At 67.0% G+C, this 22,393-nt stretch carries 20 protein-coding genes; 10 read left to right on the top strand and 10 right to left on the bottom strand.

Annotated features, from left to right (window positions below):
• Window position 1 precedes the first annotated feature (1 nt).
• Window positions 2-1,069, bottom strand: a complete 1,068-nt coding sequence (locus LVY72_RS01475) for an AAA family ATPase (RefSeq protein WP_237817675.1) — start codon at window positions 1,067-1,069, stop codon at window positions 2-4.
• Window positions 1,070-1,203: 134 nt separating this feature from the next.
• Here LVY72_RS01475 and LVY72_RS01470 point away from each other — a divergent pair, with 134 nt between their 5' ends.
• From LVY72_RS01470 to LVY72_RS01445, 5 genes are all read left to right on the top strand, one after another.
• A complete protein-coding gene (locus LVY72_RS01470) occupies window positions 1,204-2,160 on the top strand; it encodes a TatD family hydrolase (protein WP_237817674.1) in 957 nt (318 codons plus the stop codon).
• Window positions 2,161-2,401: 241 nt separating this feature from the next.
• Window positions 2,402-3,520, top strand: a complete 1,119-nt coding sequence (locus LVY72_RS24165; protein WP_308190662.1) for a resuscitation-promoting factor — start codon at window positions 2,402-2,404, stop codon at window positions 3,518-3,520.
• 117 nt (window positions 3,521-3,637) lie between these two features.
• Window positions 3,638-4,519 (top strand): 16S rRNA (adenine(1518)-N(6)/adenine(1519)-N(6))-dimethyltransferase RsmA, encoded by an 882-nt coding sequence (gene rsmA / locus LVY72_RS01455; protein WP_237817673.1) that lies wholly within the window; start codon window positions 3,638-3,640, stop codon window positions 4,517-4,519.
• Window positions 4,520-4,565: 46 nt separating this feature from the next.
• Entirely contained in the window at window positions 4,566-5,501 is a 936-nt protein-coding gene (locus tag LVY72_RS01450) for a 4-(cytidine 5'-diphospho)-2-C-methyl-D-erythritol kinase (RefSeq protein ID WP_237817672.1), read from the top strand.
• Window positions 5,502-5,541: 40 nt separating this feature from the next.
• Window positions 5,542-7,389 (top strand): ABC-F family ATP-binding cassette domain-containing protein, encoded by a 1,848-nt coding sequence (locus LVY72_RS01445; protein ID WP_237817671.1) that lies wholly within the window; start codon window positions 5,542-5,544, stop codon window positions 7,387-7,389.
• Window positions 7,390-7,437: 48 nt separating this feature from the next.
• On the opposite strand, the gene LVY72_RS01440 is transcribed toward LVY72_RS01445, so the two are convergent.
• A complete protein-coding gene (locus LVY72_RS01440) occupies window positions 7,438-7,926 on the bottom strand; it encodes a MarR family winged helix-turn-helix transcriptional regulator (protein WP_237817670.1) in 489 nt (162 codons plus the stop codon).
• 104 nt (window positions 7,927-8,030) lie between these two features.
• On the opposite strand from LVY72_RS01440, the gene LVY72_RS01435 reads away from it, so the two are divergent.
• Window positions 8,031-8,609: an NADPH-dependent FMN reductase gene (locus tag LVY72_RS01435; protein WP_237817669.1), complete on the top strand. Its 579-nt coding sequence runs from the start codon at window positions 8,031-8,033 to the stop codon at window positions 8,607-8,609.
• Between the two features lie 98 nt (window positions 8,610-8,707).
• On the opposite strand, the gene LVY72_RS01430 is transcribed toward LVY72_RS01435, so the two are convergent.
• From LVY72_RS01430 to LVY72_RS01400, 7 genes are all read right to left on the bottom strand, one after another.
• Complete coding sequence (locus tag LVY72_RS01430) at window positions 8,708-10,192, bottom strand: FGGY-family carbohydrate kinase (protein ID WP_237817668.1); 1,485 nt, start codon at window positions 10,190-10,192, stop codon at window positions 8,708-8,710.
• Window positions 10,193-10,195: 3 nt separating this feature from the next.
• Window positions 10,196-11,452, bottom strand: coding sequence for a sugar ABC transporter permease (locus LVY72_RS01425; RefSeq protein WP_237817667.1), 1,257 nt, complete (start codon window positions 11,450-11,452; stop codon window positions 10,196-10,198).
• Window positions 11,449-12,333 carry an ATP-binding cassette domain-containing protein gene (locus tag LVY72_RS01420; RefSeq protein WP_237817666.1) on the bottom strand — a complete coding sequence of 295 codons (885 nt, stop codon included), beginning with the start codon at window positions 12,331-12,333 and terminating at the stop codon, window positions 11,449-11,451. The genes LVY72_RS01425 and LVY72_RS01420 overlap by 4 nt, the downstream gene beginning before the upstream one ends.
• Before the next feature lie 130 nt (window positions 12,334-12,463).
• Window positions 12,464-13,555, bottom strand: a complete 1,092-nt coding sequence (locus LVY72_RS01415) for an ABC transporter substrate-binding protein (RefSeq protein WP_237817665.1) — start codon at window positions 13,553-13,555, stop codon at window positions 12,464-12,466.
• 61 nt (window positions 13,556-13,616) lie between these two features.
• Window positions 13,617-14,627 carry an NAD(P)-dependent alcohol dehydrogenase gene (locus LVY72_RS01410; RefSeq protein ID WP_237817664.1) on the bottom strand — a complete coding sequence of 337 codons (1,011 nt, stop codon included), beginning with the start codon at window positions 14,625-14,627 and terminating at the stop codon, window positions 13,617-13,619.
• Between the two features lie 361 nt (window positions 14,628-14,988).
• The gene (locus tag LVY72_RS01405) at window positions 14,989-15,630 is read right to left on the bottom strand and encodes a TetR/AcrR family transcriptional regulator (protein ID WP_237817663.1); all 642 of its coding nucleotides are present in this window, start codon (window positions 15,628-15,630) and stop codon (window positions 14,989-14,991) included.
• 155 nt (window positions 15,631-15,785) lie between these two features.
• Window positions 15,786-16,601, bottom strand: a complete 816-nt coding sequence (locus tag LVY72_RS01400; protein WP_237817662.1) for an SDR family oxidoreductase — start codon at window positions 16,599-16,601, stop codon at window positions 15,786-15,788.
• Between the two features lie 332 nt (window positions 16,602-16,933).
• Here LVY72_RS01400 and LVY72_RS01395 point away from each other — a divergent pair, with 332 nt between their 5' ends.
• Window positions 16,934-18,649, top strand: a complete 1,716-nt coding sequence (locus tag LVY72_RS01395; RefSeq protein WP_237817661.1) for an ATP-binding protein — start codon at window positions 16,934-16,936, stop codon at window positions 18,647-18,649.
• Window positions 18,650-18,733: 84 nt separating this feature from the next.
• Here LVY72_RS01395 and LVY72_RS01390 read toward each other — a convergent pair whose 3' ends face one another.
• Complete coding sequence (locus LVY72_RS01390; RefSeq protein WP_237817660.1) at window positions 18,734-18,889, bottom strand: hypothetical protein; 156 nt, start codon at window positions 18,887-18,889, stop codon at window positions 18,734-18,736.
• Window positions 18,890-19,118: 229 nt separating this feature from the next.
• Between LVY72_RS01390 and LVY72_RS01385 the strand changes: the two genes are divergently transcribed.
• From LVY72_RS01385 to LVY72_RS01375, 3 genes are all read left to right on the top strand, one after another.
• A complete protein-coding gene (locus LVY72_RS01385) occupies window positions 19,119-20,156 on the top strand; it encodes a hypothetical protein (RefSeq protein ID WP_237817659.1) in 1,038 nt (345 codons plus the stop codon).
• 220 nt (window positions 20,157-20,376) lie between these two features.
• A complete protein-coding gene (locus LVY72_RS01380) occupies window positions 20,377-20,754 on the top strand; it encodes a DUF7793 family protein (protein ID WP_237817658.1) in 378 nt (125 codons plus the stop codon).
• Window positions 20,744-22,285, top strand: a complete 1,542-nt coding sequence (locus LVY72_RS01375) for a putative bifunctional diguanylate cyclase/phosphodiesterase (RefSeq protein ID WP_237817657.1) — start codon at window positions 20,744-20,746, stop codon at window positions 22,283-22,285. Before LVY72_RS01380 ends, LVY72_RS01375 begins: the two co-directional genes overlap by 11 nt.
• Window positions 22,286-22,393: the final 108 nt, after the last annotated feature.

The following is a 22,393-nucleotide window of genomic DNA, read 5'->3' as shown; positions in this document are numbered from 1 at the left end:
CCTAGTCCGGCAGGCGGCGGGTGGCGGCCGGGACCGGAACCGCGGCCAGGATCGAGGCGACCACGCTGGAGGCGGTCTCGCCCGCGGTGACCGCGCGGCGGTCCAGCATCAGCCGGTGGGCGAGCACGGGGTCCGCGACGCCGGCGACGTCGTCCGGCAGCACGAAGTTCCGCCCGTCCAGGGCGGCGGCCGCCTTGGCCGCCCGCAGCAGCTGCAGCAGTGCCCGGGGGCTGGCGCCCAGGCGCAGGTGCGGGTGCTCGCGCGTGGCCCGGCCGATGCCGACCGTGTACTCCTTGACCGCCTGCGAGACGTAGACGCCGCGCACCTCGGCGATCATCGCGCGGACCTCGTCGACGCCGGCCACCGGCCGGATCCCGGACAGCGGCGAAACCGACTGATGGGTCTCGAGCATGTCCATCTCCGCCCGTGCGTCCGGGTAGCCCATGGAAATCCTGGCCATGAAGCGGTCCCGCTGGGCCTCGGGCAGCGGGTAGGTGCCCTCCATCTCGATCGGGTTCTGGGTGGCCACCACCATGAAGGGATCGGCCAGGATGTAGGACTGTCCGTCGACGGTGACCTGGTGCTCTTCCATGCATTCGAGCAGGGCGGACTGGGTCTTTGCCGAGGCGCGGTTGATCTCGTCGCCGATCACGATATTGGCGAAGACCGGGCCGGCCCGGAATTCGAACGTGTGCTTGTCCTGGTTGTAGATGGACACGCCGGTGACGTCGGAGGGCAGCAGGTCGGGCGTGAACTGGATGCGGCGCACGCTGCAGTCGATGGTGCGCGCCAGCGTCTTGGCCAGCATCGTCTTGCCGACGCCGGGGACATCCTCCAGCAGCAGATGGCCCTGTGCCAGCAGCACGGTCAGGGCCAGCCGGGCGGCGTCCGCCTTTCCGTCGATGACGGTGTTGATGGCACCCAGGATCCGCCCGCAGGTCTCGTGGAAGTCCGGGAGTCCGTCGTTGCCGCTGGCCGCACCCGGGCCGGGGCGGGCCGGCTCCCCGGCGCCGGCGAGTACGGATCCTTGCGGCCTGTCAGACCAAACGGTGTGCTGCTGGCTATCCATGGGAACCTTCCGCAGAGCTAATCCGAGACGGCTGGGACAGATATAACAACGCAGATGAGACCACACTACTGGCTGGTATTGGGCCACGGTAGCGCCAACCCGCCTGCCACCGCCCTCCCGCTACGCTGGAAGGCATGCGTGAAGTCCTGACAGTCATCCCCGGAGAAACCCCTGCCGCCTACCGGGCGGCGGCGGAAGCAGCGGAAGCGGAGGAAGGTGCCGCGGCCCGCAGCGCGGTCGAGGAGAAGACCGGCCGCCGCCGCAACTTGGCCTACCCGCCGGCACCGGAGCCGCTGCCGGTGCCGGTGATGGATAACCACACACACCTGGATTTCCGCGACGGCCTGGTCGAGGTCGGCGTCGCCGCAGCGTTGGACGCCGCCGAGGCCGTGGGTGTGCGCGGGGCGGTCCAGGTCGGCTGCGACCTGGCCTCCTCGCGGTTCACCATTGCGGCTCTGGAGGCGGAGCCGCGGCTGTTGGGCGCCGTCGCCATTCATCCCAACGACGCCCCGCCGCTGGCTGCCGGCGGCAGCCTGGAGGCGGCCCTGGCCGAGATCGAGGAACTGGCCGCGCATCCGCGGGTCCGGGCCGTCGGTGAGACCGGGCTGGACTACTTCCGTACCCAGGGCGAGGCACTGAAGGACCAGGAGTATTCCTTCCGCCGGCACATCGACCTGGCCAAGCGGCTGGATCTGGCCCTGCAGATCCATGACCGTGATGCCCACGACGACGTGGTGCGCATCCTGGCGGCCGAAGGCGCGCCGGACCGGGTGGTCTTCCACTGCTTCTCCGGCGGACCGGAGCTGGCCCGGATCTGCAACGACCGCGGCTGGTACATGTCCTTCGCCGGCACCACCTCGTTCAAGAATTCGGCCCAGCTGCGCGAGGCCCTGCAGCTGGCCGATCCGGGTCTGGTCCTGGTGGAGACGGATGCGCCGTTCCTCACACCGCACCCCTACCGGGGCCGGCCGAACGCCAGTTACATGGTGCCCTATACGGTGCGCGCGATGGCCGCCATTCTGGGCAAGGACCTGGCCCGGCTGTGCTCGGAAGTGGCTTTTAACACGGAGTCCGTCTATGGGCAATGGTAAGTGACCATCCGCACATCAGTTTGTGGACACATCACGTTTCGATTACGGTAGGGAAAAGTAGCCGGGGTCGGGGAAGGCATCCGGGTATCACCTGATTGTGCTGGAGCACCCGGACGTTCCGTTCAGACGCCCGGATGCCCCGACCGGTCCTGCCTGCACACAGCAGCGTGCCGTGCGATTCGGCGCGCTATGCGGTGGTGTTTTGTCCCCGTGCCCGGGAAGACGTAACAATGGGGGAACCGTGGGACGATTTCTGAGGCACCGCTGGGCAAAGATTGCTGCACAGGTAGTGGTGCTGACCGCCCTCGTGCTGGGCGTGGTGGCATTCGTGGGAAACAACAAGAGCGTCACGCTGACCGTGGACGGCCGGGCAAGCAGCATTTCGACCTTCGGCAAGACGGTCCAGGATGTGCTGGACGAGGCCGAGGTCAGCGTGGACCCGCTGGACAAGCTCACCCCCGCCGCCGCCGAGCCGGTCAAGGACGGCACCAGCATCGAGGTCGTCACGGCCAAGCCCGTGACCGTCAGTGTTGACGGTGACAAGACCACCGTGCAGTCCACCTCGGCCACCGTCAGCGATCTGCTTGACGAACTCGGCGTCGCCAAAGATTCTGCCCTGTCAGTGCCGCTGTCCGCCGAGCTCGCCTCGGTCAGCAACGTGACCATTACGACGCCGAAGACCGTCACCATCACGGCCGATGGCCGGACGAAGAAGAAGATTTCCACCGCGGCCACCGTGGGGCAGCTGCTCCAGGAGCAGCACATCAAGCTCGGCAAGGATGACAAGCTCTCCAAGCCGCAGGCGAAAGAGGTCACCGACGGCCTCAAGGTCACCATCGTCCGCGTGGACAAGAGCCAGACGGTCAAGGTCGTCGAGGCCATCCCGTTCAGCACCAAGACCACCGAGGACTCCTCGATGTACGCGGACCAGGAGAAGGTCAGCCAGGCGGGCGAGGCCGGCTCGCGCACCAAGGTGTACGCGATCGTGCTCGAGGACGGCACCGAGACCGAGCGCGAGCTGGTCAGCGACAAAGTGACCCGGGAACCGGTGGCCCGCAAGGTGGTCGTGGGTACCAAGGAGCGCCCGAAGCCCGCGGCCGATACGTCCAATGTCGGTGGCACCTGGCAGGCCCTGGCCCAGTGCGAGTCCGGCGGCAACTGGTCCATCAACACCGGCAACGGCTATTACGGTGGCCTGCAGTTCAGCCAGAGCTCCTGGCTCGGCGCCGGCGGCGGCCAGTATGCCCCGTACCCGCACATGGCCAGCGCCTCGGAGCAGATCGCCGTCGCCGAGACCCTGCGCAGCAGCGGCGGCTGGGGCCACTGGCCGGCCTGCGCGGCCAAGCTGGGCCTGCTCTAGCCCCCACCTCTCGACCCTCTTCTCGAACTTGGGCGGGATAGTTGCTGTTATCCATGGCTATAACAGCAACTATCCCGCCCAAGTTCGTCACGGGGCCGGGCCGGATACGATTGCACAGTGACAGATGCGAATCCCTCTTCCGGCCAGCCGGCCACCGCACCCCTGCTTAGCGCCGCGGATATCCGCCGCCTGGCCGGCGAGCTGGACGTACGCCCGACCAAGACGCTGGGCCAGAACTTCGTCATCGACGGCAACACCATCCGCCGGATCGTCGCCGCCGCGGCGGTGGATCCGGCCGAGACCGTGCTGGAGGTCGGTCCGGGCCTGGGCTCGCTGACGCTGGGCCTGCTGGACGCCGCCCGGCGGGTGGTTGCCGTCGAAATCGACCCGAAGCTGGCCGCCCGGCTGCCGCAGACCGCCGCCGCCTGGCGGCCGGACGCCGCCGGCCGGCTCGACGTCGTCCTCTCCGACGCGATGAAGGTGACCGAGTTGCCGCATCAGCCCGACGCCCTGGTGGCCAACCTGCCGTACAACGTGGCCGTGCCGGTGGTGCTGCACCTGCTGGAGCATTTCCCGTCGCTGCGGCACGGGCTGGTCATGGTCCAGGACGAGGTGGCGGACCGGCTCGCGGCGGTACCGGGCTCCAAGATCTACGGCGTGCCCAGCGTGAAGGCCGCCTGGTACAGCCAGATGCGCAAGGCCGGCGTGGTGGGGATGAATGTCTTCTGGCCCGCCCCCAAGATCGCCTCCGGCCTGGTGGCCTTCACCCGGCACGAGCCGCCGGTCACCCGGGCCAGCCGCCGGGAGGTGTTCGCCGTGATCGACGCCGCCTTCGCCCAGCGCCGCAAGACCCTGCGCGCCGCGCTGGCCGGCTGGGCCGGCAGTCCGGCCTTGGCCGAGGAGGCGCTGCGCGCCGCCGGCGTCGACCCCGGCGCCCGCGGCGAGGTGCTGGACGTGGCCGCCTTCGCCCGGATCGCCGAACACAAGCCTGCCGGTTGAGCCGGATGCCCGGAACTCGCCCGACGAACCACAGGAAGGTCCAAGCATGACGATTGCGCGACCGGTCCGCGCCATGGCCCCGGGAAAGATCAATGTGTCCTTCCGGGTCGGCCCGCCGCGCCCGGACGGCTACCATTCGGTGGCCAGCGTCTACCTGGCGGTCTCGCTTTACGAGGAGGTCCTGGCCAGCCCGCGCGAGGATGGCCGGGTCACGGTCGAGGTCCGCAGCGGCTCGGAGCTGGACTTCGACCTGGACGAGATTCCGCTGGACGAATCCAACCTGGCCGTCAAGGCCGCCCTGCTGCTGCGCGACCTCACCGGCCATGGCAGCGGAGTGCACCTGGAGATCACCAAGCGGGTGCCGGTGGCCGGCGGCATGGGCGGCGGATCCGCCGACGCCGCCGCCGCGCTGGTGGCCTGCAGTGCGCTGTGGGACACCGGCCTCTCCCGCGAGGAGCTGGTGCGGATCTCGTCGGTGCTCGGCGCCGACGTGCCGTTCGCCCTGCACGGCGGGGTCGCCGTCGGCCTCGGTGTGGGAGACGAACTGACCCCGGCGCTGGCCCGCAAGGACCTGCACTGGGTGCTGGTACCCGCCTCCTTCGGCCTGTCCACGCCCAAGGTGTACGCGCTGGCCGACAAGCTGCGCGAACGCGCCGGAACCGTGGCCGAGGAACCCGAGGAGGTGGATCCGGCGGTGCTGCAGGCGATGAACTCCGGGGACGTGGCGGCCCTGGCCCGGGTGGTCTCCAACGACCTGCAGGCGGCGGCAATTGAGCAGGCGCCGGAACTGGCCGATATTCTGGACCTCGGCGTGGGCGAAGGCGCGCTCGCCGGGCTGGTCTCCGGCTCCGGGCCCACGGTGGCGTTCCTGACCGCCGGCCGGCGGGACGCCGAGGAGCTCGCGCAGCGGCTCTCGGACGTGGCTGGCGTGGTGGCGCTGCCGGTCCACGGCCCTGTCCACGGCGCGCGCATCATGGCCTGAACCGGCCCCCCGATCCATCCAGCAACAGAAAGCAGCACCCTTGGCCCACCTGCTCGGCGCAGAAAACCTCAGCATCTCCTTCGGCACCCGCACCGTCCTGGACTCGGTGTCCCTGGGCCTGAACGAGGGGGACCGGATCGGCATGGTCGGACGCAACGGGGACGGCAAGTCCACGCTGATGCGCCTGCTGGCCCAGCGCAGCTCCCCGGACGAGGGCCGCGTGACCATGCGCAGCGGCCTGAACGTGGGCTTCCTGGACCAGCAGGACGTGCTCGACGGCGACCTGCCGGTGGGCGTGGCGATCGTCGGCGAGGCGGCGGACCACGAATGGGCCGCCAACCCGCGCATCCGCGAAATCATGGCCGGCCTGGTCGAGGACGTGGACTGGCATGCGCAGGTGTCCTCGCTCTCCGGCGGCCAGCGCCGGCGGGTGGCCCTGGCCAAACTGCTGATCGAGCCGCACGACGTGATCATGCTCGACGAGCCCACCAACCATCTGGACGTCGAGGGCGTGGCCTGGCTGGCCGAGCACCTGAAGCAGCGCTGGCGGCCCAGCGACGGCGCGTTCCTGGTGGTCACGCACGACCGCTGGTTCCTGGACGAGGTGTGCACCCGGACCTGGGAAGTGCACGACGGCGTGGTGGATCCGTTCGACGGCGGCTATGCCGCCTACGTGCTCGCCCGGGCCGAACGCGACCGGACGGCCGCCGTCGTCGAAGGCAAGCGCCAGCAGCTGGTCAAGAAGGAGCTGGCCTGGCTGCGCCGCGGCGCGCCGGCGCGCACCTCGAAGCCGAAGTTCCGGATCGAGGCCGCCAACGAACTGATCGCCGACGTGCCGGCCCCGCGCGACACCCTGGCACTGGCGAAGATGGCGACGGCCCGGCTGGGCAAGGACGTCATCGACCTCGAGCACGTCAGCTACACCCCGCCGGCCCGCGAGCACACGGCGCAGGCGCCGGCACCCCTCTTCGACAACATCACGCTGCGCCTGGCGCCGGGCGAGCGGGTCGGCATCGTGGGGGTGAACGGAGCCGGTAAGTCCACCCTGATGCACATGCTTAATGGGGACATCCAGCCCACCACCGGCCGGATCAAGCGCGGCAAGACGGTCAAGACCGCCATGCTCACGCAGGAAGTGCGCGAACTGGACGACGTGATGGACCTGCGGGTCATCGAGGTCATCCAGCGTGAGCGCCAGGTGTTCAACGTCGGCGGCCGCGAGCTTTCCGCCGGCCAGCTGGTGGAACAGCTGGGCTTCACCAACCAGAAGCAGTGGACCCCGGTGCGGGACCTCTCCGGCGGCGAGCGGCGCCGCCTGCAGCTGCTGCGGCTGCTGGTCGGGGAGCCGAACGTGCTGATGCTGGACGAACCGACCAACGATCTGGACACGGATACCCTCGCGGCCGTCGAAGACGTGCTGGACGGCTGGCCCGGGACCTTGGTGGTGGTCTCGCACGACCGCTACCTGCTGGAGCGGGTGACGGACCACCAGCTCGCGCTGCTCGGCGACGGGAAGCTGCGCGGCCTGCCCGGGGGAGTGGACCAGTACCTGCAGCTGCGCCAGGCGGCGCTGGCCGCCGGCGCCGCGGCATCGGCCGGGGCGCCGGATGCCGCCGCGGCCGCCGAAGCCGGGGATGACGCGGGAACGGCGGGGGCCAGCGAGGGACAGAGGCGGCAGGCGCGCAAGGACCTGAACCGGATTGAGCGTCAGCTGGGCAAGCTCGGGCAGCAGAAGGACAAGCTCCAGGAGCAGATGACCGCGGCCGGATCCGCGGCCGAGGTGGATTTCGAGCTGCTGGCCGAACTGAACCGGAAGCTGCAGGAGCTCGCGGAGGAGGAGGAGTCGCTCGAACTCGAATGGCTCGAAGCCTCCGAAATCCTGGAGTAGCCTGCCCGGCAGCCCTTCCGCTGCCGGGCAGGCCGGGGGGGGCTTTGCCTAGTCGACCTTGCCGCGCTCCCACCAGCCGGCCTCGCGCAGGGCGTGCTGGATCTTCGTGGTGGCCGCGAGCAGGGCGTCCTGCTCGGCGGGGGTGAGCGGGTCGAAGACATTCTCCCGGACGAAGCTGACGTGGCCGGGGGCGGCCTGCTCGATGGCTGCCTGGCCCGCGGCCGTCATCGAGATATTGAAGCCGCGCGCGTCATCCGGGCATTCGTTCCGGTCCACCAGGCCGCGGGCCGCCATGCGCTTGAGCAGATGGGAGAGCCGGCTGCGTTCCCAGTCCAGGGTGTGGGCAATGTCCCGCGCCCGCATGGTGCCGCCCTCGGCTTCCGAGAGCGCGGCCAGGACCGAGTATTCGACACCCGAAAGCTCGGAGTCCCGGATCAGCTGACGGTCCAAGGCGGATTCGAATCCCCAGATGAGCTCGCGCAGCCCCCGCCAGATCTCCTGCTCGTGCTCATTGAGCCACCGTGTATCGGAGTTCACGGCTCCGGCCCCCTAACTTTGATTGACATTTCAAGTTTCACTGGTCATCATTGACGTGTCAACAAGTTTTATGACGCGTCAACAGAGTTTGAAAGGGTTTACCCATGACCAAGATCGCCATCATCACCGGCAGCACCCGCCCCGGCCGTGTCAACAAGCAGGTCGCGGACTGGGTCCTGGCAAACGCTTCGGCCCGCATCGACGCGGAGTTCGAAGTTGTCGACATTGCTGACTTCAACCTCCCGCTGCTGGACGAAGCCTACCCGGCGGCGTACCAGAACTACCAGAATGACCACACTAAGGCATGGTCCGCCAAGATCAGCGAATTCGACGGTTTCGTGTTCGTGACCGGCGAGTACAACCACACCGTCATGCCGGCCCTGGCCAACGCTCTGTCCTACCTGAACGTTGAGTTCAACAACAAGGCTGCCGGGATTGTTTCCTACGGCTCGATGGGTGGCGCCCGCGCCGCCGAGCACCTGCGCAACGTGCTCTCCGAGCTGCAGATCGCCCACGTGCGCAACCAGGTGATGTTCAGCCTCTTCACCGACTTCGAGAACTTCTCCGAATTCAAGCCGACCGAGCAGAATGCCGGCACCCTGGCCCCGATGCTGGACCAGCTCGTGGTGTGGACCCGGGCCATGGAGTCCGTCCGCGCCGAGCTGTCCGCGGCCGCCAAGTAACAACGAAGCCCCGGCGCAGCCCTGTGCTGCGCGGACCCTTGGTTCCGGACCGTTCACCGGAACCAAGGGTCCGCCCCGTTTAACCGCCGGTACCTGAACTAGCCTGACTCCGGTTCCTGCAATGCCGCCAGGACGTGCAGGTGCTCCCGGTTGGAAGGGTAGAGCTGCCCGTAGGTGGCATACAGCTGCGCATAGACCGCGGCGGTGCCGGGCTCCGGTTTCACGATGGCAGCCGTCCTGGCCCACTCGGTGGCCGCGGATACGGCACCGGTGCCGATCGCTGCCATCAGGGCATCCCCGTAGCTGGCGCCGATGGTCTGCTCGGGCACGATCTGTTCGCGCCCGGTGATGTCGCTGACGATTTCCGTCCACAGCCGCGCCTTCGTACCGCCCCCGACGGCGACGACCCGCCGGATCGGTTCACCGGCGTTTTCGAGGTACTCCAGGATCTGGCGGATGCCGAAGCCGATGCCCTCATAGGCGGCCCGGAACAGGTGCCCGCGTCCATGCCGCAGCGACAGTCCGGCGATCAGCCCGCGGGCGTCCGGGTCGAAGACCGGCGTGCGTTCCCCGGCAAAGTAGGGCAGCAGCAGCAGCCCGTCCGAACCCGGCCGCACCGCTGCCGCCTCCGCCACCAGCGTTTCGAAGGGCGTATCGCCGAACAACCGCTGCAGCCAGGTGGTCAGGCTGCCCGACGTCGACATGCCGGCCGCGAGCGTGAGCGAGCCCGGATCGACCCCTGCGGTGGTCCACAGCCTGGGTTCGGCGCGGAACTGTCCGAGCACCTGGACAAAGAACATGGTGGAGCCGTACATCAGCATCAGGTCCCCGGGATGCCTGACGCCGGCACTGAACGCCTCGGCCCAGGCGTCCACCGTCCCGGCGCAGACCGGCACGCCGGCGGGCAGCCCGGTTGCCTGGGCCGCACCGGCGTTCACCGTGCCGGATACTTCGGCCGGCCAGGCGAGCCGGGGCTGGGGCAGGTGGCCGGCGACGGCGGCGTAGCGGCCGGGGTGCCACTGGTTGTGCCGCAGATCGTAGAGCGGGTCGCACTGGCTGGCAGTGTGGTGGTCCAGCACGAACTCGCCGGTCAGCTTGGCCAGGATGTAGGAGCTGAGGCTGTGCCACCGCCGGGCCCGGGCAAACAGCTCGGGCTCGTGGTTGCGCAGCCAGCGGATCTTGGGGCCGACCGCCTGCGAGGACAGCGCCTTGCCGGAGTCCGCGAAGATCGCTTCCGCGCCGAATTCCTCGGTCAGCTGGGCAATCTCCGCGCCGGCCCGCGAATCGATGCCGTAGAGGATGGCCGGGCGGAGCGGGACCAGGTCCTCGTCCGTGACCACCAGGCTCGGGCCCATGGCACTGACGCAGACCCCGGCGACGGCTCCGGCGTCGTGCCGGTCGAAGAGCGCGCGGCACAGCCGCGCCACCTCGGTCCAGCCGGTGCCCTCGGCGTCGAACTCGGCCCAGCCCGGCCGCGGGTAGGAGACCTCGTGCGCCACCACCTCGCTGTCCAGGAGGTGCCCGTCCGCGTCCGCGAGCACCGCCTTGCTGCTGCCGGTGCCGATATCGATGCCCAGGAACATCGATCAGGCGCGGCCGTGCGACGTACGCGACTTGCGCGAGACGGCGTCCAGGATCACGGCCAGCAGCAGCACCAGGCCGGTGATCATGTAGCGGAACGAGGATTCCAGGTTCAGCAGCGTCAGGCCGCTGGTGATGGACTGGATGACGAGGATGCCCAGCAGCGCCGAGAACGCCGATCCGCGTCCGCCGAACAGGCTGGTGCCGCCGATCACGGCCGCGGCGATGGCGTTCAGGTTCACGTCGCCCGTGCCGCTGCTCTGCGCGGCGGCGGCCAGGCGCCCGGCGGCGAGGATGCCGCCGATGGCGGCGAAACTGGAGCAGAGCACGAAAATGGAGGTGTAAATGCCGGTGACGCCGATACCGGCCCGGCGGGCCGCTTCCCGGTTGCCACCGACAGCGTAGACCGACCGGCCCCACCTGGTCCGGGTAAAGGCGTAGTGCATGATCAGGACCAGCACGGCGAAGAAGACGAACATCCAGCCGACCCCGCGGGCCCGGTTCAGGTACCAGAACGAGAAGAACAGGACCACGGCCAGTATCACGGTCTGGCCGATCACCAGCCCCATTGGACGTCCGGACAGGCCCGCCTTGACCCGCTGCCGGGAGAGTGAGAGTTGGCTCAGGAAGAAACCTGCCACACCCAGGGCCGCCAGCACGTAGGAAAGCCAGGCCGGCACGAAGGCCTGCTGGCCGAACCAGACCAGGAAGGCATCGAACGGCAGGTTGATGGTGCCCTCGACGCCGAGGACCCACAGCTGCAGGCCCAGGAAACCCAGCAGGCCGGCCAGGGTGATCACGAAGGACGGGACGCCGAACTTGTTGTAGACAAAGGAATAGATCAGGCCGATGACGGCCGCCACGGCGATCGCGGCCAGGATGGCCAGTGCGATCGGCCAGCCCTGCTTGACGAAGGTGACGCCGACGATCGCTGCGGACAGGCCGCTGACCGAACCGACGGACAGGTCGATTTCGCCTACCAGCAGGACACAGACGATGCCGAGCGAAATGACTCCCACCGCCGCGCTTTCCAGCAGCAGGTTGACCAGGTTCGCGCTGGAGAGGAAGAACGGGTTGAGCAGCTGGAAGATAGTCCAGATGATCAGCAGTCCGACCACGATCGGCAGCACACCCAGATCACCGCCGCGGACCCGGTTGATACCGACCTTCACCGCGCCGCGGAACCCTTCGGTCCGGATCAGGCGCTCATCCTGCAGGTCGGTGGCGACCGGCACGTCGGTGCTGGCTGGATTCACTGTCATTGCTCGCTCCCTTCATCCGTGCCGGCCGCAGGTTGCCGGTCCTCCGCGGGTGCCTCGGGGGGCACGCCCGGTTTGCCGCCTGCGCCTGCCGCCCCGGTTTGGGCCGCGCGCTGCGTGACCACGTTGTCCGTGGCCCCGGTGATCGCGGCGATCAGATCATCGGTGCTGACATCCTTCATGCGGAAGGTGCCGTTGTTCCGGCCCAGCCGCAGCACCGCGACGCGGTCCGAGACCGCCTGCACATCCTGCATGTTGTGGCTGATCATGATCACGGCCAGGCCGTTCTCTCGCAGCCGCTCCACCAGATTGAGCACCTCTGCGGTCTGCTCCACGCCCAGGGCGGCGGTGGGCTCGTCCAGGATGATCAGCTTGGGACTGCCCAGCAGCGACCGGGCAATGGCTACCGTCTGCCGCTGGCCGCCGGAGAGGGAGGCGACGGCGATCCGGACCGAGGGGATCTTGGCCGAGAGCTGGCGCAGCAGTTTCCAGGACTGGACCTCCATCTCCACCTCGTTCAGCCGCCACGGTGCCAGTTCCCGGCCCAGGAACAGGTTGTCCACGACGGTGAGGTTGTCGCACAAGGCCAGGTCCTGGAACACCGTGGCGATGCCCAGGTTGATCGCATCCACCGGACTGTGGATGGTCACGTCCTTGCCGTCGAAGGTCACTGTTCCGGCGTCCTGCGGGTGCACTCCGGAGAGGATCTTGACCAGCGTGGATTTGCCTGCACCGTTGTCGCCCACCAAGGCGACCACCTCGCCGGCATGGACGTCCAGTTCGATATCCGTCAGGGCTGCGACTGCCCCGAAGTGCTTGCTGACCCCGCGCATGGAGAGCACCGGAGCGGAGGATTCCAGCCGTTCCGCTGGCAGAGTGGACATTGCCTTCCCCTTCCCTTACGACGGCGGAGCCGCCGCGGTTGCCGCGGCACCGGTCCGGACACCCTGCCGCGCCTGGTCCGGATCCGCCGGATCCGGACCAGGCCGCCGGCCGCGACCGGCGCCGGATGCGCTACTTGATACCCAGCTCGTCGCAACCTGCCTTGTACTCGCCGGTGCAGACCTCCGAGGCCTTGTAGATGCCGGAGTCGAAGATCACTTCTTTGACGTTGGCCTTGGTGACCACGGTCGGGACGAACAAAGCGGCCGGGGTCTCGAACAGGGTGGCATCCGGCGATGGCGTCCGGTTGTTGAGCAGGTCCACCGACACCTCCGCGGCCTTTTCGGCCACGATCTTGATCGGCTTGGAAATGGTGTTGTATTGGGAATCGCCAATGATGCGCTGGACGGCCGCAATCTCGGCGTCATTGCCGGTCACCGGCGGTATCGGTGTGATTCCGGCGGCCTTCAGCGCGGCAATGGAGCCGCCGGCCGTGCCGTCGTTGGCGGCCACGATGCCGGTGATCTTGTCCCCGAACTGGGTGATCTGGCCGGACACCCAGTCCTGGGCCTTGGCCGGCTGCCATTCGGGGGTGTCATAGGAAGCCAGCACCGGGTGCTTGCTGGCCTTCACGGATTCGGTGGCGCCTTCCTTGATCAGTTGCGCGGCCCGGTCCGTGGGCGAACCGTTGACCATCAGCAGGCCGCCGGTGGTGTCTCCCTTGGAATCCAGGTGCTTGATCAGGTCCCCGGCGATCAGCGAACCGATCTTCTTGTTGTCGAACGAGACATAGAAGTCTGCCGGCGTATCCGGGACCGGCCGGTCGTAGGTGACCACCTTGATGCCCTGGCTCTTGGCGGTGCTGACCAGCGACGCCGCTGCGGTGCTGTCCACCGCATCCAGCACCATGACCTTCACGCCCTGGGTGATCATGGCATTGGCCTGCTGCTGCTGCTTGTTGGCGTCGCCGTCGGCGTTTTGGTAGAGCACCTCGCAGTCGGGGCAGAGTTCCTTGACCTTGGCCTTGAACAGCGGGCTGTCCTGCTGCTCGTAGCGCGTGGAGGCCCGGTCCGGCATCAGGAACGCGATCTTGCCTGCGGTCGAGCCGCCGGAGGCACCCCCTGAGGCGCCGCCACCGCCGCCGCCATTCCCGCAGGCCGCCAGGCTGACGGCCAGGACCATGGCGGCGGAGAGCGCCGTCGTCCGTCTGGTGATTTTTTTCATCGGAACTCCTCTGTGTGCCGGTGTGGGGCCGGGCAGTGTGTCCGGTGCAGGTGCGTCCGGATCAGGTCCGCTGGGGATAGATCATCGCTTTCAGTGATTCCGGTTCGGTGGAGGTGTTGTCCAGGGCCGCTGCCGTCTGCGCCAAGGAAAATTCGTGGGTGACCAGTCCGGCCAGGTTGATCCGACCGGAGGAAACCAGGTCGATGCCCAGCGGCCAGGTGTTGTTGTAACGGTTCACCATCGAGATGCTGATCTCCTTCCAGTTCAGCATGGACAATGGCAGCGGCACGGCTTCGGCTTTGCTCAGGCCGATGACGGCCGCACGGCCGGCCTCGTGCAGCCGTGCCAGCGCGGCAGCAAGGACGCCGTTCGCGCCCGAACACTCCAGCAGCACATCGAAGGTCCGGTCCGTGGGGGAGCCGCTGTGCTCGGTGGTGAAACCGTGGGAGGCGGCCACACCCAGACGGTATTCGGAGAGGTCCGTCAGGGTGACGCTGCCGGCGCCCAGTGCGCGGGCGCTCTCTGCAGCCAGCAGCCCCACGGGGCCCGCGCCGGTGACCAGCACGTCGTCGCCCGGGCGCAGCGAGGCGCGCTGGCAGCCCCACAGCCCCACGGACAGCGGCTCGATCAGCGCGCCGTCCTCGTAGCTCATGGAATCGGGAATCGGGAAATAGCAGCGGGCGTCCATCAGCAGGTACTGCAGCAGCGCGCCGTCGTACGGCGGGGTGGCCAGGAACTCCAGGTTCGGGCAGAGATGGTACCGTCCGGCACGGCACTGGTCACACGTTCTATCCGGCGTCCCGGGTTCCACGGCTACCCGGTCCCCGGCCCGGACATTGGTGACGCCGTCGCCCACGGCAACGATTTGGCCGGAAACCTCGTGGCCGAGGATGAAGTCGCCCTGGACCACAAACGGGCCGATTTTCCCGTAACGGTAATAGGCCACGTCCGAGCCGCAGACACCTACCGCCTCGACCCGGACCACCGCCTGGCCGGGGCCGGGCTCGGGCATTGGCCGATCCTGGAGCTCGATCGAATTCAGGCCGGTCATGACGGCTGCGGTATTGGCCATTTCAGCACCCCCTGATGGGTTGGAACGGGCCGCTGACCTTCGTGCGTGGATGTGGTCCATCACACACGCACATGCTACACACCGGTGTGTGTAGCCGCCATATGTATACCGGATTGTAGTTTTCGCCCGGCAGAACTCTGCGGACACCGGGAACGTCCGCAGTCGGGGCTTCCTAACGCCGGGGAGTTGCCGGCAAGAGAGCCCGCCCGGGGTCCCCATGCGTGGAGCGCGCGGGGCAGCGCGTCGTGCCTTCCCGCTGTTCGCAAGGGTGGGGCAGCCGGGTCCCGGCGTGGCGCGCCAGCGACACGACAGGGCCTGCCCCGCCCGCTCGCAGCGGGACCCTCGGCACTAGCGGCGAACGCTAGGCGGGCAGTTCCGATTCGGCGACGCCGAGCAGATAGGACGCGATCGCCTCGCGGAACACCGAGAGTCGGCGCGAGCTGGGCATCAGCGCCCCGGCCCCGTGCTCCACCAGGCTGCGGAAGGCCAGCCCCTCCAGCAAGGCAAGGAATCCCGCTGCCAGCGTCTGCGGGTCCGAGGATCCGAGCGAGGTGAACAGCTCCACGGCCTGGGCACGGGACACCAGAGCGTCGGAAATGGAGTCGGAGAACTCCTCGCGCCCGGACAACTCCAAGGCCAGGGCATACCGTGCCTTAATGTGGTGCGGCCGGGCGGTGATGATGCTTTCCAGATAGTCGGCGAGCAGCGCGGCCATACCTTCAAGGTCCGTGCCCTGGGAGCTCAGCGGCACGGCAAGTTCCGCGGCCTGGATGTGGCGGACGGGGTAGGCCCGCAGATGTCCCAAAGTGGCAGCCAGCAGCTCGTCCCGGGTCCGGAAGTAATAGCTGGCTGAGCCTGCCGGCAGGCCCAGTCGGGCGTCCAGGGCCCGGTGCGTCAGGGCGCGCATGCCATCCTGGGCAATCAACTCCGTGGCGGCCTCGGCGATGAGGTCGCGGCGGTCGGTCGGGTCGGCTGCCTGCTGTCCGGGGTTTTCGGAGGGCATGGAAGGTGACTGCAAGGTCTGCACGGGTGGTGCTCCTGATGGTGCGTGTGAACGGCTCTACATCTGTAGAGTACCGTCTGCATTCATGGCCGCCGGACCGGGACACGATGGCAATGTGTGACGTCCGGCACATTCCACTGGCCGGTGCGGAGCTGTCAGCGCAGGTCCACCGCGGGCAGGCTTTCGGCCTCGCGGGCTTCCAGCCACTGCGCGTAGGTGATTTTTCCCACGGCATTCTTCCGGGTGAGGTTTCCTCCGTTCCGGAAATACTTACCGAGCGCCCCCGGCAGCGGAACCGGGACCACGGGTCCTCTCACGCCGGTGAACTGCCGGTAGATCCGGGCCATGGCATCCATGCCCAGGACCTCCGGACCGCCGATATTGCGGATGCGGTCCGGTTCGTGGTCCGACAGTGCAGTTTCCGCGAGTGCCTTGGCCACGTCCGCTACGGCGATGGTCTGGAACTTCGCGCCCCGGAAGCGGGGCGTGATCCGCAATCGGCGGCCGGAGTCGAACACGGCGGTCACGAATTCGTGGAACTGCGTGGCCCGGACAATGGCGGCCGGCACGCGCGACTCCCGGTAGATGGTTTCCTGCGCCGTCTTGGCCTGGTAGTAGCCGAACTCCACCTCGTCGACGTTGACGATCGACAGTACTACCAGGCGCCGAACCCCAGCGGCCGCGGCTGCTGCGGCAAGGTTTTTGGCCCCATCTGCCAGCGTCCGGCGCGCGCTGCTCAATCCACCGTTGAGGACGTCGACGACGACGTCCACGTCTGCCAGGGCGGCGTTCAGTCCGTCCGCCTCCGCGACATCGGCCTGCAGGTACTGGGCCTGGAGCTGGCGGCGCGGAGAGTCCGGGGTCAGGGTATGGCGGCTGATCACCCGCACGTCGGCGGCGCGGGCCAGGCATTCGGCTACGACGGCACTTCCCACCAAACCGGTGCCGCCGGCCACAAGGACGCGGGTCATGCCCCCAGCCTACGCCGGGCCGCCCGCCCTGTGAACGGCCCTGCGGGGGCGCCGGATCCTTCACCTGGCCAGCCAAACAGGAGGAAGCGGCCTGGATTAAATCGTGTGGCGTCAGGGGGGGCGGCGGGTTCGACGACGGCGGCGGCCGCCGCGGCGGCCAGTCTCCGGGAAGGTGTCGATGGGTCGGATGATCAGCCCTGCACCACCGGCAGGACCGGGCAGGCGGCGGCGCCGCGTCCAATACCGTGCCCGCAGCGGGGCCCCTGTTAGTGTCAGTTCAGAACTAGTGGCGCCGGGCAGTATCCCGTGCCGCTTCCTGCACGGGAGGAGACATGGTGGAGAGCGATACTGCGGCACTGCCAGCGGTCGGGCGGAAGACCGCCCTCATCGCGGATGGCGATCCGCAGGTCCGCGAGCTTGCGGCAGCCGCCCTGACCGATGCCGGCCTGACGGTGCATGCGGTTGCGGACGGACCTGCTGCGCTGGAAGCGCTATACAGCCAGGCGCCCGATGTCGCACTGCTGGATGCGGACCTGCCGGGGATCCCGGGGTTGGAAGTGTTGCGCCGGATCCGTGACGAGGGCGATACCGGCTGCCCGGTGATCCTGCTGGCCGGAGGACCGGCCGGGGACCTGGTTGAAGGTGCATTCGATCTTGGTATCAATGATTACGTGCTGAAACCTTTTACCGATGAGCAGCTCGCCCACCGGACGCTGGTCACCTTGGCGCGCTCCGCCCGCAAGCAGCATGAACGCCGGACCATGGGCGCCTTGCGTGCCAGCACCCGCCGGATTTCCGCAGCGATCCGGGAGACCAATGACCCTTACCTGATGGTGGAGCTGGCGGTCAGCGGTCTGGGCAGGGCCTTCGGCGCCTGCAGCGTATGGCTCTACACCTTTGATGACGAACGGGCACCGCTGGTGGACACCACTTGGGCTCCCGACGGCGCGGCGGATTTCCAGCATCCGCCCGAGGATAAGTCCAGGGAACTGGCCCAGGCCCTGTGGAACAAAGGCACTGTATTGACCGGCGGGCGCGACGCCGAGGAAGACCATGATGGCCACCCCAGCCTGTCGGAGTGGGCCACGGTACCGAAGGTGCATGCCGTGGCCGTTGCTCCGCTCGGCCACGGCGGCGGCGCCTTTGGCTTGGTCTGGATGGTAAAGGAAGGCGCGGCAGCGGTCTGGTCCCAGGCCGAGACGTCCCTCCTGCAGCATGTGGCCGGCAACCTGGCCCATGGGCTGATCCAGGGGCATCTGATTACCGCCCAGCAGCAGGTTGTTGAACGGCTCCAAGAACTCGACACGGCCAAGAACAATTTCGTGGCCACGGTGAATCATGAGCTGCGTACCCCTATTACGTCCATCGCTGGCTATCTGGACCTGGTGCTGGAAGGTGCGGGCGGTGAGGTTCCGGAGGGGGCGGTGCGCATGCTGGAGGTTGTGGTGCGCAACGCGAGCCGGTTGCGGGAGCTGATCGAGGACCTGCTCATGCTGTCCCGGATGGACTTCGACGACGCGGTCAGCCGGTCCGAGCCGGTGCGGATCGGCCAACTGCTGGATGCCGTGGCCACCGCCCTGGTGCCGGTGGCCACGGCCAAGGATGTCAGCCTGGTCTGCAACAATGGCATGGACCTGGTAGTCGATGGCGATGCGAAGAAGCTGGAACAGGTCCTGACCAACGTCGTGTCCAATGCCGTGAAGTTCACTCCGGCAAATGGCCAGGTCCACATGGATATCGAGCAGGAAACGCACGAGGACGGCTCGGACTGGGCCGTCATCCGTGTTTCCGATACCGGTATCGGGATTCCGGCCGAGGACCTGCCCAATCTGTTCCACCGCTTCTTCCGTGCCTCCAACGCTCTGACCATCCAAGGCACCGGCCTGGGGCTGGCGATTGCCAAAGGGGTGGTCCAGCAGCATGGCGGCGACCTGACGGTGGAGTCCGCCGTGGGCAAGGGTACGACGTTCTCCGTCCAGCTGCCGCTGACCCGTGTGTCCGATGCATCCCCGCGGTCCCTGCATCCGGAGAAACGCTCGGCTGGTTAACGCACAAGTGGCCATGGAGGGCTTGCGCCGTCCATGGCCACTGTCAGGGTCCGGGCCGAAGCCCGGGTAAACCCGATTGTCGGTTTAGTACGGCCAAATACCGGTGCCGTTGGTGGTGCTGGTGCCGGTGCCTGTCTTGGTGACGGTGATGCCGTTATCGGCCGCGGAGGCCGGAGCAGCAACCCCGGCGACGGCGAGGACAGCGGCAATGAGTACGGAGGTGGAAATCTTCTTGATCATCTTGCTCCTCAATCGTTAGCTATTCGTAGATCCGAAAATCCATGCGGGTGACGCGGACTGGGCCAGTCTACCGATGAAACGTTGCATGAGAAATAGCTGGTCAGGGCAACTTTTCATTAATGGCGAAAATCCTCGCATATGCTCAATGCGTAATAAACAAGTGGTGGTGCATTGCGAGCGGTCGTGCCAGTGACCGGCCGCGCGGTGCTGGTGGATGGATAGGAGGATCGTGGCAGCACAGCAACAGTCAGGAACCGACATATTGTTGGAACTCCGCGCGCGCGAAGCATTCATGCGGCGCCGCTATGACCAGGCCTTAGCTTTGGCTCGGGAAGCGGCCGACCTCGCATCCGCGAGGGAGGATACTGCGGCGTGGTGGCAGATGACTTTCCTCCAAGGCGAATGCTTGCGTGAGCAGGGGCTCTGTGAGGAGTGCGGCACCGTTGCCAACGAACTGTACAACCATCCTTTCACCGCTACTTCACCGGCGCTCACCGCCAGAGTGCTGACGATGCTTTCGGTTGTGTCACAGATCCTCGGCGCGCTGCCTAAAGCAATCGAACTTGCCCGCGAGGCGCTCCGGCTCAGCGACTTGGTCGAACAGTCGTCCGGACTGCGTATTGAGGCACAATTGGCGCTCATCGCGGCACTTACCGAAAGTGAGCAACTCGAACAAGCATGGTGTGAGTGCGTAGTTTTGGTAGCGCTGCTTGATGGCGGAGATGATTCCCAGACGGCCGGAAAGGCGTATTGGGTAGTAGGCAACGTTGCGTTCCTTCGTAAGGACACAGACGAGGGAGTCAAGTACCACCGGCTTGCTGCCGAACATCTCTCCCCAACTAACGATCTTGCACTCTGGGCGTGGTTCAATCGGGCCTCGGCAACTGTGAGGTTGTCGTCTGAACTGGTGGATGAAGAGACTTATGAATGCATCCAGCGTGCGGAGTTGGCGACTTCTATCGCCGGCGCCAATGACCGTGACCGGCTATTGATGGACTTCATCAAGGGGCATTGGCATTACCTTAACGGCGATCTACCTGAAGCAGTCGATATTCTCGCGAGGGTGTGCAGCCGGGCTACCGATCTGCCAACTCACATGGCGGGGGATGCGCTGATGCTATTGGGGAAGGGGTTGCTGGCTAGAGGGGATTCGGTTGGTGCCTTGGAATATCTGCAGCAAAGCGAGGAGTTCTTCCGGCAGGCTGAGGCCGCTGACCGGGCCGTGCAGGTCGCCGGAATGATTTCCGAAATGCAAGCTTCACAATAGTACTTGCGGCGTTTCTGCCGCTAAAAATGGCAGTTATTCGTTTATGCTGTGCACGTGGAGCTGACTGTGCCGCTGCGGCACACGCCGGCCCTGCTGGAGCTGACAGGGGGAGGGGCGTGCCCCTCCGTGGACCGTTGGGGAGCGAATCGATATGCGCGGTACCAAGCACATCCGGACGTCGGACCCGCAATCCAGCCACCCCGTGAAGGGCTAAGCGGCCATGTCCGAGGTTGTTTTGCAGGAAACGGATGCGGTACTGAGTGACGGAGATGACGCCGTCAGGATCGATCTGCCCCGCGGCGTGCCCATCACCGGAGCAATGGCAGAGGCTGCCGCAGCGCGGCTCACACAGCTTGTTTCCGAGGGACCCCGCCCCGTCATCCTGACGGTTACCGGCGTCACTGCGATCACCCGTGAAGCCCGGGCGGTCCTGGCCCAGGTGACCGGCGTCTCGGCCATCGCCGTGCTGGGGGAGTCCCCGGTGGACCGGGTGATTGCCAACTTTGTCCTCGGGACCATGCCCCTGCCGTGCCCGGGCGGCTTCTTCACCTCCGAGACCCATGCCCTGGCATGGCTGGAGGAAGTCTGTGCCCACTAAGGATGGCGACCACCGGCTGTCCCAGCTGGTGGAAGGCATTGTCCGCCTCGCTTCAGGGGACCTGAACACCCGGTTTGAGCTGTCGCCGGAACGGGATGACATCGATGCGGTGAGCATGGGCATCAATCTGCTCGCCGAAGAGCTCGAACTGATGTACAAGCAGTTGGAACAGCGGGTGGAAGAGCGCACCGCGATGCTGCGCGAGGCGCACCAGGCCATGAGCCGAATGGCGATGACCGACGCGCTGACCGGGCTGGCCAACCGTATGGCCCTAGCGGCACGGCTGGATGAGGCGCTGGGATCCACGGTGGAAGGCCGGCCTACTCCGGCCCTGCTCCTGCTGGACCTGAATTCCTTCAAGCAGATCAATGACAGCTTCGGCCACGAGGCGGGCGACCGGGTGCTGGCCGCAGTCGGCAAACGGCTGCGCGGCGCGGTGCGCGAAGGGGATATGGTGGCCCGGCTGGGCGGTGACGAGTTCGCCGTGCTGATTCCCGAGGCCACTCTGGAACAGGCCATGGCCACGGCCAACCGCATCGTCGAGGTGCTTGGCCGCAGCATCCAGTTGGACGAGATGAACGTCTGGCCCCAGGCCAGCATCGGCCTGCGCGTGGCCGAGCCGGGGGAGACGGCCCAGCGGCTGCTCCTGGAAGCGGACACCGCCATGTACGAAGCCAAGAAGACCCGCCGCGGCGGTGTGAAAGTATTCCAGGAGCGTATGCTCTATTCCCGCCAGCTGCACAACCAGATGGCAACAGAGCTGCGGGACGCCATTGCTGCCGGTGAATTCACGCTGTACTACCAGCCGGTGGTGGATTTGGCGAGCGGCGAGATCCGGGGCGCCGAGGTACTGGTGCGCTGGAACCATCCGCAGCGTGGGCTGGTCATGCCGGACGAATTCATACCGCTGGCAGAGGAGACCGGGCTCATCATTGACCTGGGCCGCTGGATCCTGTGCGAAGCTGTCATGACCTTCGCCCGGTGGCGCGAGACCGTCCCCCTGTCGAGCGATTTCCGGCTGCGCGTGAACGTTTCCGTGGCGGAGCTGCAGCGGATCGACTTGGTCGACTACGTGCGCGAGGTGCTGCGGGATTCCCTGATCGATCCGGCGTTCCTGGTCCTGGAAATTACCGAGACCGCCTTGGTCACCGGCGGTGATGTGGAAACGTACTCGCTGCTGAGCCTGAAGAGCCTGGGGATCGGCATCGAGATCGACGATTTCGGTACCGGCTACTCCTCGATCAGCTACCTGCGCAACCTGCCGGTGAGCATGGTCAAGGTGGACCGGTCCATCCTCTCGCAGAGCAGCGGGAACATCAGCCAGAACGAGTTCATTGCGGCCGTGATCCAGCTGATCCGGGCTGCCGGCCTGGACGCCGTGTTCGAAGGCATCGAGACCAAGGTGCAGGTTGAGCGCCTGCTGGAAATGGGCTGCGTGAGCGGACAAGGCTACTATTTCAGCCGCCCGGTCCCGGAAGCCGCCATGCTGGAACTACTCAGGAACTCGGTCCGGCTGCCCGCCGGCGTCTAAACAAACGGTCTCTTCCTAGCTGCTATCGTCCGCCGGCCGGCGCCTACCAGCACGCCCGACGCCACGCCTGTTCCACCGTGCCCCATGGTTGGTGGCACAGCGTTGCCT

It is taken from the genome of Arthrobacter hankyongi, from assembly GCF_022012395.1.
In the GTDB taxonomy this organism is placed as follows: Bacteria; Actinomycetota; Actinomycetes; order Actinomycetales; family Micrococcaceae; genus Crystallibacter; species Crystallibacter hankyongi.
Note: the sequence above shows the minus strand (reverse complement) of the source record. Positions and strands in the feature narration are given on the sequence as shown.